At 31.9% G+C, this 11,556-nt stretch carries 15 protein-coding genes; 3 read left to right on the top strand and 12 right to left on the bottom strand.

The window, feature by feature from the left end; genetic code table 11:
- The coding region (locus KTQ83_RS09855) for an S-adenosylmethionine synthetase N-terminal domain-containing protein (protein ID WP_217256731.1) at nt 1-64 on the bottom strand (64 nt) is incomplete at its 3' end.
- 106 nt (nt 65-170) lie between these two features.
- On the bottom strand, nt 171-353 hold the full coding sequence (locus tag KTQ83_RS09850; protein ID WP_217256729.1) for a hypothetical protein: 183 nt from the start codon (nt 351-353) through the stop codon (nt 171-173).
- Between the two features lie 171 nt (nt 354-524).
- Here KTQ83_RS09850 and KTQ83_RS09845 point away from each other — a divergent pair, with 171 nt between their 5' ends.
- Both KTQ83_RS09845 and KTQ83_RS09840 read left to right on the top strand, forming a co-directional pair.
- Nucleotides 525-875, top strand: coding sequence for a helix-turn-helix transcriptional regulator (locus KTQ83_RS09845; protein WP_217256728.1), 351 nt, complete (start codon nt 525-527; stop codon nt 873-875).
- Nucleotides 876-930: 55 nt separating this feature from the next.
- Nucleotides 931-2,235, top strand: coding sequence for a helix-turn-helix domain-containing protein (locus KTQ83_RS09840; RefSeq protein WP_217256727.1), 1,305 nt, complete (start codon nt 931-933; stop codon nt 2,233-2,235).
- Between the two features lie 52 nt (nt 2,236-2,287).
- Here the strand turns inward: KTQ83_RS09840 and KTQ83_RS09835 are convergent, their stop codons facing one another.
- Genes KTQ83_RS09835 through KTQ83_RS09810 form a run of 6 tightly spaced genes read right to left on the bottom strand, consistent with a single transcriptional unit; the run spans nt 2,288 to nt 7,317 of the window.
- On the bottom strand, nt 2,288-3,571 hold the full coding sequence (locus KTQ83_RS09835; protein ID WP_217256726.1) for a relaxase/mobilization nuclease domain-containing protein: 1,284 nt from the start codon (nt 3,569-3,571) through the stop codon (nt 2,288-2,290).
- A complete protein-coding gene (locus KTQ83_RS09830) occupies nt 3,558-3,971 on the bottom strand; it encodes a plasmid mobilization protein (protein ID WP_288577159.1) in 414 nt (137 codons plus the stop codon). The genes KTQ83_RS09835 and KTQ83_RS09830 overlap by 14 nt, the downstream gene beginning before the upstream one ends.
- A gap of 59 nt (nt 3,972-4,030) precedes the next feature.
- Nucleotides 4,031-5,731 carry a bifunctional DNA primase/polymerase gene (locus KTQ83_RS09825; RefSeq protein ID WP_217256724.1) on the bottom strand — a complete coding sequence of 567 codons (1,701 nt, stop codon included), beginning with the start codon at nt 5,729-5,731 and terminating at the stop codon, nt 4,031-4,033.
- On the bottom strand, nt 5,728-6,054 hold the full coding sequence (locus KTQ83_RS09820) for a plasmid mobilization protein (protein WP_217256723.1): 327 nt from the start codon (nt 6,052-6,054) through the stop codon (nt 5,728-5,730). The genes KTQ83_RS09825 and KTQ83_RS09820 overlap by 4 nt, the downstream gene beginning before the upstream one ends.
- A complete protein-coding gene (locus tag KTQ83_RS09815) occupies nt 6,054-7,133 on the bottom strand; it encodes a site-specific integrase (protein WP_217256722.1) in 1,080 nt (359 codons plus the stop codon). The genes KTQ83_RS09820 and KTQ83_RS09815 overlap by 1 nt, the downstream gene beginning before the upstream one ends.
- The gene (locus tag KTQ83_RS09810; RefSeq protein WP_217256721.1) at nt 7,114-7,317 is read right to left on the bottom strand and encodes a MerR family transcriptional regulator; all 204 of its coding nucleotides are present in this window, start codon (nt 7,315-7,317) and stop codon (nt 7,114-7,116) included. Before KTQ83_RS09810 ends, KTQ83_RS09815 begins: the two co-directional genes overlap by 20 nt.
- A 185-nt stretch (nt 7,318-7,502) precedes the next feature.
- Here KTQ83_RS09810 and KTQ83_RS09805 point away from each other — a divergent pair, with 185 nt between their 5' ends.
- On the top strand, nt 7,503-7,946 hold the full coding sequence (locus KTQ83_RS09805) for a helix-turn-helix domain-containing protein (RefSeq protein WP_118324658.1): 444 nt from the start codon (nt 7,503-7,505) through the stop codon (nt 7,944-7,946).
- Between the two features lie 346 nt (nt 7,947-8,292).
- Here KTQ83_RS09805 and KTQ83_RS12355 read toward each other — a convergent pair whose 3' ends face one another.
- The 4 genes from KTQ83_RS12355 to KTQ83_RS09785 form a co-directional block, all read right to left on the bottom strand.
- Nucleotides 8,293-8,484: an ATP-binding cassette domain-containing protein gene (locus tag KTQ83_RS12355; RefSeq protein ID WP_244975837.1), complete on the bottom strand. Its 192-nt coding sequence runs from the start codon at nt 8,482-8,484 to the stop codon at nt 8,293-8,295.
- Nucleotides 8,485-9,158: 674 nt separating this feature from the next.
- On the bottom strand, nt 9,159-9,773 hold the full coding sequence (locus KTQ83_RS09795) for a helix-turn-helix domain-containing protein (protein ID WP_217256720.1): 615 nt from the start codon (nt 9,771-9,773) through the stop codon (nt 9,159-9,161).
- Nucleotides 9,774-9,796: 23 nt separating this feature from the next.
- Nucleotides 9,797-10,456, bottom strand: a complete 660-nt coding sequence (locus tag KTQ83_RS09790; protein ID WP_217256719.1) for a phosphatase PAP2 family protein — start codon at nt 10,454-10,456, stop codon at nt 9,797-9,799.
- Between the two features lie 439 nt (nt 10,457-10,895).
- Nucleotides 10,896-11,420: a hypothetical protein gene (locus tag KTQ83_RS09785; protein WP_217285040.1), complete on the bottom strand. Its 525-nt coding sequence runs from the start codon at nt 11,418-11,420 to the stop codon at nt 10,896-10,898.
- Between the last annotated feature and the right edge of the window lie 136 nt (nt 11,421-11,556).

Raw genomic sequence — 11,556 nt, 5'->3', positions numbered from 1 at the left:
GGTCACAAATTTTATCTGGATGACCTTCAGTAACACTTTCACTTGTAAAAATATAATTTTTCATATTCTTCATCACCTCTTCTCAAATTTGTGACTTCATTATGAATCTAAATAAAAACACTGTAAATATACCCATGTTTACTAACCTTCAAAATTAAAAGTATACAAAATCATTTTTTTATCCAGCCGTTATTACATACTTCTATTTCATAATTTTGATCATTGTCGTCTTTCTCGTTTTCCTGATTCTTCTCATTTTCTGTTTCTTCATTAATATTGGTATTTTCTTCTGCATAAACCTGGATTGGGAACATAAGTAAAACCAATATTCCTATTAAAAATATTTTTTTCATTTTTCTCTCTCCTTTGATTTTAATTATACGAACACCTATCCTAAATTAAACTCTCGTACGTTTACTAACTTTGTAATTGCTACACTTTAGATGAGTACTTATACCCGTCTTTAATGTGCGCTAATCCAATTAATGAGTATATAAAGAGTTTTAAAATATTAAAATTATAATATGAAGAATAATGTTAAAAAATTACGTTTAGAACATAAAATGAAACAAGAGGACATTGGTGAATTAATAAGTAAATCTCAGCAGTCAGTTAGTAGATTAGAAAATGAGCAAAGAGACATTGATATTTATGAATTATGTCTTCTAGCTGATTACTTTGATGTTTCTACAGATTTTATATTAGGACGAACTAGCATAAGAAGCACTCCTGAATCCTCTAATATATATGAGAAGCTCATAATTGATAATTATAGTATTTTAAAAGGGCTTAACGATTTAGAACTAGATGAAAAAGCAATCATTTCAACCATACTCGCTAATTGTGTAAATTTAGTAAACTTATTAAAAAAATAAAACAAGAAATACACATCACTTTATGTTACTATTAATCCACTGAGGTGATGCTTTTATGCCATATAAACATAAAATTCCAATTTATACAGAAAATTTAAATTTGACAGGTGCATATTTTAGACATCAAAGAATTATTGATGGACTTTCATTAACATACGTTGCCGATGCAATTTCTATGAATAAAGGTTTTTTAAGTGATTTGGAAAACGGGAAAAGAAATTTTCCTGATGGAACCATTAATCAATTAAATGATTTTTATAACTTAAAATTCGATGATTCTCTTAAATTTTACATAGAATTAGAAAATAATATTGATGAAATATTTTACGCTCTATGTAATTCCAATACTTTTAAAGAGAAACAATTACTGGAATTAATTTTAAGTAAACGAGACATATATGAAAATAGCAGTGGATTTTTTTTATTTAATCTTTTAAATCTTTTTTATCTAATACGATTTAATTGTAATGAAACCTTTATTAATGATGCAAAAAAATTAATCGAGTCTAATTTAGATGCCATTAATTCCAAAGATTTATCAATCTTTTATTGTATTTTAGGTATTTATTATAAAAGAAATCCATCTACAAATTTTGTGGCTGAAAAGTACTTTAAAAAATGTTTGTCTTTATCTTCAAATATTCCTGACATCGCTGCACTTTGCACATTTGAACTAATTAGTATATATGCTGAAACAAACAGATCTGCGTTAGCATATACATATTGCGAAAAATCCAGAAGCATTTTCAATCGATTACAAAACTATACAACAATGTTTTTTATTGATTTTTTTCAATGTAATTGTTTAACAAACTTAGGACTCTATGAAAGCTCAATTCAAAAGCTAACAGAATTACTAAACAATATTGACCAATCGAGTAATAAATATATTTCAACCATGTATCATAGTTTAGCTTGGTGCTATCTATTAAACTGTCAATACAGTGAATGTATAAAATACACAAATCTAGCAATTGAAAACAAAGATCCATCTTGTGATTTATGTTATTTCATACCCTATTCATATTACAAACAGAAGGAGTATCTAAAATGTTTAGATTATATAGAATCTCATTTAGAATATGCAGACGATTTTTACAAGCCTTTTTTGCAATCTATAAGTGCTCGTATTCAAAAACAATATATTGATTTTGAAAAAAATATCATTTTGTATTATCAGTCACTCTTGCAGAACAATGTGTACGAAGGTATTCCACTTATTCAAAACTTTATTTTGGATTACTATACAGAAACCAACAATAAAGATATGATGATCAAAATCCTTATTGACATCAAATCATTTAACGATAAAGATTTAACATTAAAAAGTTCTACACTCTTTGTTGATTCATCACGTTAAGAAAACAGCACTTATTTATCACTAATTAAAGCTTGGGTAAAACATCATTTACTCAAGCTCTTTGTTTATCTAAATTCCTTTTTTGTTCTAACTGTTTATTATATTCTCTATACCTTGTTGAACGTTTTCTTATATAGTCTAGACTCTTGATCTGACTTCTTAATTCTTTAATATCCGGCGTTAATGCTTTTGCTTCTTTGGATAGTTTTGCCTTGGCAATTAGATCCTTTTCTTTGTAGGATTTGGAATACAAATACTTTCTTTGTACCAGTAATTCATTCATCTGTTTATCTAGTAAGTCTACATAGGATTCTAGTTTTTCTAATGTATCAATATCATTTTTTGCCGTAATGGTTGTTGCATTTGTGATAAGATCTAGCTTTCTACATTCTTTTCGCATTTCTTTTGAAAGCTTTATTTTTGTTGCAGAATAATTCGGAAGAATACCTAATAACACTTGAAATTTGACTACTTCTTTCATAAAACTTTTAAACATTCCACTTTTATATTGTCCATAAATACGATCTGCATCTTTTTGTTTGTAAACAATCTTTAATGGAACATATCTAACTTCTTCTTTTTCTATTCTCTGTTCAATACAATCCAAAGAATATCTTTGTCCCAGCAACAACAATGGTATTGGCTTATCATAATTAGGATGAACTACGCAGTCCAGTCCTTCCACTTCTTCAAATGAATATCCTTCCAGTTTCATGTCCTGAACAAAATCTTTGACTGTAAATGCACGTATACAAGCAGCATCTATGTCTTTTTTTATTTCTCGAATATAGCTCCTAGCCGAATAATACTGACTTCTAGATTGTCCTTTTCCTTGTGGTTTTTCCACTATACTCAATCCGTATTCTTTACATATTTCATCAGATACTTCTCTTAACTGGTAAATATCTTTCATCGAATTATGATATCTTTTACCATCAACAATCGATATTGGATTCAATACAATATGATTATGCAGATGGTCCTTATCCAAATGTGTGCATACGACAAACTGATATTTATCTCCATATAATCGTGTTGCGGTTTCAACACCAATTTCATGAACTGTATCTGCATTTGTTTCGTGTGGCTTAAATGATTGTATCGCATGATACGCAATAATATTTGATGTATCGTGAAAGGCTTCTTTTAAATTCATCATACTTGTAAATGGATCATTGCCAGAACAGTTCACGCAAGTCATATATTTCTGATTTTCTGTAGCTTCATTTCTTGAAACATACGATCCAAGTTTATCGATTGTCTTATCTTCGTTAGATACATATTCAAGAACATGATCCAATCGATTTTTAACGCTCCAGATTTTAGTTGTTGCCATTTGAATTTCCTTTAATTTGATCATTAAGATTCTTCAAAACCTGATTGAGCAACGTCTGATTTTTAATGATCTCATCCTTCAAAATAGACTCATTACTATTTAATTTTCTTGCGATCTGATTTAGATTTGTTCCCACATGATTTACTTCATTTATTAATTTAAAATAATCCACATTCAATCTTTCCTGAATCTTTTTATTCAGAATCGAAGATAAGATATACTCCTGTTTGGATAATCCAGACCTTTCAATCTTACTCAAAACTTTAGTATATTCATCCCCATTCAAACGCACCGTCATTCGATGTTCTCGTTTTCGCGTCATATTTGATGACCTCCCTTCTGTATATGGGTGACCATATGCGTTGCTTGCTAATACATTTTCCTTATTATTCTGCCAAATAATTTATGACGATATGACGATTGGAAGGGTATATCCCCAAAACCGTCACACCGTCATTGTCAAAGTGCTTCATCTCCTAAATAAGTCATTTTCATTTGCCTCGCTTTACTGGTTCTAGGCAAAACTTCATAATAAATATTTGAATCTTTCAATAAGTCAATATTCTTCTTCAACAATGTTTGTAGTCCTTTACCACGTATATTTAATTTCAACTTTGAACACAACGCATCATGCGAACCTATATAGTTTTTATTTTCAACAATATAGTTGATAACTTTACTTAAATTATCGTCAATCTGTTCATCAAACTCATCTTCAGAAACTACCAGCATACAATTTTCATTCTGGACAAGTGTTATTTCATCATCCGGAATATCTTTGCCTTGTATTGAAAGTTGTCTTGAATTTGAGATGTGACTCCTTTTATACATTACCAATATACTGTCTGCTCCTGCTGTCAATCCTCTTGATCCATAGATTGCATCGAACGGTTGATCCACATTAATTTCTTTACGAAGATGTGTTACAAGTACAATCACTATATTATATTGAAAGGCTAGTTCATGATAAGATGATACTTCTTTGTATTCTGTTTCATAATCTCGATCTATACTTTTTCGAATCTTGGCAAATGTATCGATAACAACTAATCTTAAATCTGGATTAATTTCTTTTTCCTGCTGTATACGTGTATTTAAATCAAACTCTGAATTTGATTTTAGTACATCAATCACAAATTGATCATTTGGCTTTATTCCCATTCTCTTTAGTCTTTTTTGAATCATTGTCTTATGATCTTCAAAAGCCAAATACAATGCAGAACCTTGTACAACTTTTCTACCTAAAAAGTTTGTTCCATTTACAATTGAATCTGCCAGCTGTATACAAAAGAATGTCTTACCTGTTTTCTGCGGAGCTCCTAATATAGCAACGCCAACTGATAGCATGTTTTCCACAATTTCAAGTGACTCATCCTCCTGTGCATTAATCAATTCACATGCTGTGTAACGATTCGTACATGTTACTTCATTTTTTATTGTCAAATTCCCCTTTTCATATCGCATAGAACTCTTACATAAACGCTCTATCTCGCTCTGCTTCAAGGGAGGATAACACTTCTTCTCGTTTTCAATAGAAATTGCTGAACAAATAGCATCATCATCTAATCCTTTGGACTGTAAAGAACATGCCATCCGAAACAAATAATCGTTGCGTTGACCCTCTAAATATTGACCTGATGAAATGATTTTTCTTTGTTTTGTTTGAACATAGCCTTCCATAAATGAATAGACAGACTCTGTTGCCTGGGCAATAGGAACATTATTTTTGATCTCATAAAATTTTCCATTTATACAACTTCCTGGACCAACTACATACCCATTTTCTCCACGAATGTCAATTTCCTCATGGACTCGGACACGACATTTCACTAATCGGTCCACCCTATAATAAAAATGATATCCGCCTGACGGAGTTTGAACCGTAAAAGTATTTGGAAATTCTTTTAATTTTTCTAGAATCAGCTTCTTACCCTCTTCTGAATTTTTCACATCCACATCAATCACCGCAAGTCCATTCCCCGTACGTATTGCTAGATTGCAATTTGTGTTTTCAAACCATTTCCTAATTTGATTCACATCTGTTGTCGCTTCATTTTTCCATGAAGATAGAATTTGTTCACTTTTAGAGTTGTAACTTAAAGGAAAAACCTTTACATTATTATTAGCAAAAGCTAAAGCATTTTCTAATTGAGTTTTCATTGGCGTGACACCTCAGTTGGCTTTACTTTTGTTTTTTTATTTCCATTAAACGCCATTAACATTTCCTTTATCCACAATAACATTTCTTTATCATCACAAGTTTCTATTTTATAATCTAATTCTCTTTTTATAGAACGAATTACGAAAGGACTGGGTTCAACAATAATTTCCTTATTTAAAATTGAATTTATAATGTAATCCTGCTTTGAAATACCAGCTAAAGCTACTTTCCTATTCAGCATTTTACTTTCTTCTGGCGACATACGAAAGGATATAAGCTTGTTTCTAAACCTTCCCTTTTGATCAAGAACTTTTTTGCTCATTACTTTTCCCCTCTTTCCAAATCACTTAATGTATTAGCCATCTCTTTTCCCTTCTCTGCATATGCATGTGCATATTTAAAAGTAATTCTTTCCGCAGAATGACCTGCACGACTACCCACATCTTTTGCCGAATATCCATTTTCTATCAACATCGTAATATGAGAATGTCTTAAATCATGAATTCGAATCACTTTAACCCCACTGAGTTTGCACCCTCTCAACATTTCATGATGCAAATAAGACTTGCTAACCGGAAATAAAAGGTCATCTTCATTTACTTTATACAAATGATCCATATAGTTTTTTAATTCATCACACAAAAAATCAGGTAAATCTATTGTGCGAATACTCGTCTCTGTTTTAGGATCTGTAATCACTGTTTCTCCTTCTATTATTTGAAGGGATTTATCAATTTGGATTGTTTGATTCACTAAATCAATATCCTTCTTTGTCAAAGCACGCAGTTCACCTAAGCGAAGTCCACACCAGAACAAAACCTCAAAACAAATGTAGCTTAACGTTTTATCTGATACTGCATCAACAAACTTACGATATTCATCAAGCGTCCAAAATTGTTGTTCCTTTTTCGTTTTTACCTTGAAACACCCTGTCTGTGCTGCTGCATTTGTTCTTAAGCCATAATACTTGCAAGCATGATTTAATATAGCACTCAACTGTGCATGCATCTTAATCAGAGTATCTCCTGCATATGATTTACCATTCTTTTTTTTGCCATCCAACATCTGATTCTGCCACCTCATGACTTCCTTAGGTGTAATATCACATAATCGAAGTTCATCAAAGTAAGGACGTATTTTGATTTCAATAATGTTTTTCTTAGTGATCATTGTATTCTTACGCACTCGCTTTTCCATATCTTCATAGTAAATAGGGATGAAATCCTTGAAAAGCATTTTCTGATTATCCGATATTTTCGATACAAAAGACAGTTCATATTCAAGAGCTTCTCTTTTTGTCTGAAATCCACGCTTAAACAATCTCTTTTTTGAACCATCCCAATCTGTATACCGCTTTGAAACATACCAGGTGCTCTTATTCTTATCCTTGTAAACTGCCATGTACCATATTCCCTCCATACAATCGCTCATTAAAATAAACCCGATTAATTTTTCCGGAAATTGTCAGATACCCCTCTTTTTCCATCTCTCGATTTAGTTTTTGAATAATCTTATAAGCAAATGCTTTTGAAGTACCCAAACAATCCGCTACCTCCTGTGCCGTCATAAATACTGTTTCTGTCATTTTTTTATTCCTCCTTTTTATATAACGTAAACTATTATGCTTACTACATATACAGTATAGTAAACATTTATGATTACGTCAATTAGTTTATGTAACTTTTTTTGTTTACTGTAAACTCGTTTATTTTCTATCCATTTTATCTATGTTATAATTCTTAATAGATATAAGACGGAGGTAACATAAAAATGGACATTGGGGAAAGAATAAGATTTGTCCGTCAATTTAGAGGTTTAACACAAACCGAACTAGCCGAAAAATCCGGGCTTTCAGCAGATGAAAATGGAAGAATTCGTATTTCACAATATGAGAACGGAACCAGAGTTCCACGTAAAGACATGTTAGAAAAAATAAGTAAGGCGCTACATATCAATTCTATGTATTTAAATATGGACGATCATACCGAAGCACTTGATTTTGTTTTTACATTACTCGACTGGGACAGAACAACTGATTTCATTATAAAAAAAGAAACAATAGATAATGAAAACCATTATTTAATTGATTTGAACACAAATCTTTTTGATGATTTTTTAGAAGCCTGGATACAAAAAAAAGCCGATCTAAAAAACGGTAAGATCAGCAACGATGAATATATTGAGTGGACAATTAATTATCCAACTGAAAAATAGCATTGATAAAAAGTGTCTTATATAAGGCACTTTTATTCATGTTGTCTCTTTTTAAATTTGATTCTTTATATTTCCAAATCATTTATGTATATTATGTACTCATTTTGGAGTCACTGTGAGTACACGCTTTTGGATTTCTAGAACTTTTATAAACAGAATAATCAAAAAAGGTATCCAAGACTCCGTTGTTTAAAGACGGAGAGGGATACCGATTTGAATATATACACAAGCAGTATACTTGTGTCAATTCCTACTATGACAATATATAGACCTATAGCTGTATAATTCTATCACATGAATTTGCAACGGTCATATCGTGAGTTACAATGACTATCGTTTTTCTTTGCTAATTGATTTCACGTAAAAGTTGCAACACTTCATCTCTATTCTTAGAATCTAATGTCCCTGTTGGCTCATCAGCTAAAATAATTTCACTTGGCTTTATCATAGCTCTTGCCAAAGCCACACGCTGTTGTTCTCCACCTGAAATCTCAAATATTTTTAACTCATTATACTCACTTAAGCCAACTTTATTCAAACTATTTCTGTTTTTGCAAACAAAATCGGACCAAATCCAGCCATTGAAGCAAGAGCCGACATCATAGAATGGAGATATAAGTTTGAAAATGGAAGAGTATATAAACGACGTTATAATTACACTAAACAAAAATGGATTGGAGATTGGATTCCAGCATAAACCACTGACTCTTATAGATAAATCAATATGCGTGGTTTCTTATACAGTGTTCTGAAATTAGAACAAAGCAAGACTAGCAGCAAACCAATAGTTAGAAGAGATGAAGTACAAGAATCACAAAAATAGTTACACCACAGACTAAAATTGAGATATAAAATACACATTCAATTTCTCATCAGGAACATACTCTCTATATTATTGGTATCAATTTGGTAGCAAAGCAACCTATAAATACACAAAAAGTGCCTTATATAAGGCGCTTTTATTCATTTTATCTCTACTCAAACTCGCAAAGTTCTATTTGCTTTGTAGTTCTTCCCCGTTATTTCAGCTTTAGAACAGTTCGTTTTTGAACTGTTTTGCATATATTCTCTACCTTTTCATTTAATTCTATTGTCATTTTATTGTCAGCAATATGCTATATATCAAAATCAACTAATAGTCTTAAATGCTATAATACTTATACAACATTTCAATTCCCCTACAGTCAGGAAGTTGTAGAGAACAATATCTTATTACCCTACCTTGGCTTGCCTATAAAATAGGCCACCTTTGATAAGTAATAAAAGGAACATTACTGTTGTCGCATATGGTTCTTTCGCCATAGCCAAAAACAAAACAGCAATTATACTGATTCCTACAGATAAGTCAGTAATCATCTTTTTTCCCTTTTCGAGTTTGAAATAGATCATCAGCATTTTCACGATTCCTATTGTCGCTAAACTGATATACAATGCCCAATATATTTTGATAATGAGAGTATTGTTATTTACATACCCAAGGAGATTTACCGAGTAAATATAACTATTAATTGGCTTGGGATATAGCGGCAGAAATATCAACATCAGAGAAAGCAAGTCAACAATCCCCAATAATAAGTCGCATAAACTATTGAGATTTGATTTGTTTTCTTTTTCTGCTATGAAAATCAATTGATCTCCAGATAACAAATCATCAATGGATACAGAAAAATATCTAGATATTTCTTTTAACGAATCTATACTTGGGTACCCTCTTCCAGATTCCCATTTTGAAATAGCAGTTCTAGAAACAAATAATGCCTCGGCTAATTCTTCTTGTGTCAAACCTCGGATTTTTCTTAATTCCTGAAGTTTTTCATGAAATTCCAAAATCTGCACCTCCCATTCCAATTCTATTTTTCCTTTATTACCAACATAACTGTCGCTTTATAAATCAAAACCAATCCGGTACTTAGTAGTACACCGCCTACGATATCCGTGAACCAATGCACTCCGGCAATCAATCTCCCAATCACCATGAATCCCGAAAAAGCTAGTGATACAATTGTTATGATTCTTTTCGCCACATCACCAGACAACCTGCGCTGGATTTGTTCAATAAAAACTGGCATCACACTCAATACCAATAATGTAGTTGAAGATGGATAAGATGCCTCCATTCTTCCTTCTATTAAAATTGGTCTGTAATTGATTGGTATAATTTCGAAAATCACATATGCCAAGATCACAACAGCAAAATATACCCCTAAGATCATAATATCTGCATCAACCTTGAAAATACTTCTTCTTTTAATCAACTGAATCAACCCAACACCCGCGAAAACCAAACATACAACGATAGGTACCAGGCCCATCCAATCAGTAATTGTATAAATCACCTTATTCACCCCTATCAAATGGTGAAACCAGCAATTGAATGTTGCAAATCCAATACTGGTTTCATTTTGACCAACAGATTGCACATCCACCATCTGAATCAGCGCTGTCCATAACACAAACATTGCAAGGAATACACTTCCAAGTAATAAACATCTTTTTTCGTTCTTTTTCATCATTTTACATCCTTTCTGATTTGGTTTGTCTTTCTAACACCTTCACCTTATCCAAAAGCATAAAACAATGAAAGAAACGTTCTTTCACATATGTGACACGATTCGTGTCACTCCCTCAAATGCTTATTTTTCAATATATTCTTCTGATTTTCTATCGCTGCAAATTCAAATATGTTGCTTACATTATACTTCATCAAAAAAAGAAATGGAAGTTTTTTGTGCTAGAGTTTCTGCTTACATCTTGTAACGCACATTTCCACAAATTCTATTTTACCTTTCCTTGTATCACATTACTTATAGAGCATTCACCTAATTCTCAAAGGCCTGCCAAAGCTATTTTCTCTCTTCGCCTATATAAATCTATTCTCTCTGATTTACAATTCCAAAAAACAATGTCTAGACTTTGCTTTTTTAGCATAAATTTTATTTCTTCATCCCTTTATCTCCCCTCTCTATCTATACGTCTCTTCTTGATTTTTTGCTTTGCATTTGCCTGTTCCAAATGCTTTGCCACTTCTATCGCTTCCTTGACCTTATTTTCTCCCAAAACAGTTACAACCCGATCCATATCATATGCCACATTCAACAAAGCTACATTCTCTTTCTTTATAACAGATACTTCCTCTCGCAACCGTTCTACACGATTTTCAAGATCCATATTTCGATCGGATAGCTTTCGATTTCTGTCTTTTAACTCCAAATACTTGCTATATAATGACTGTATCATGTTTGCAACTTTTTTCAATAGAGGGAATATCCTCTTTCGATAAGATTTTGCTGACTCTAAAGTTCCAGCTTCTGGCAACCATTCTTCCGGGTAATATCCATACTCACGTGCATGCAAGTCAACAAGTCCAGCTTTTGAATTTAGTGCAGAAAATCGTTTCTCTAAAACTTCTGTCTTTTTAATTACTGCATCTCTCTCTTTTTCTATCTGTTCTTTTTCCTTTTGGATTTCATCCACACATTCACTGATATCATGTAAATCATGCTCCAATAAATTCTTATGTTCCGTTAATTCTTCTACTTCCTGTTCTCGAACCTTTGGTACTACGTCAAGAAAAAGGACTCATAAAATAGATAAATTTTAAATTCTAATG

This window comes from Holdemanella porci (genome assembly GCF_019052655.1).
GTDB lineage: Bacteria > Bacillota_I > Bacilli_A > Erysipelotrichales > Erysipelotrichaceae > Holdemanella > Holdemanella hominis.
The sequence above is the reverse complement of the archived record's forward strand: the minus strand, read 5'-3'. Positions and strand labels throughout refer to the sequence as shown.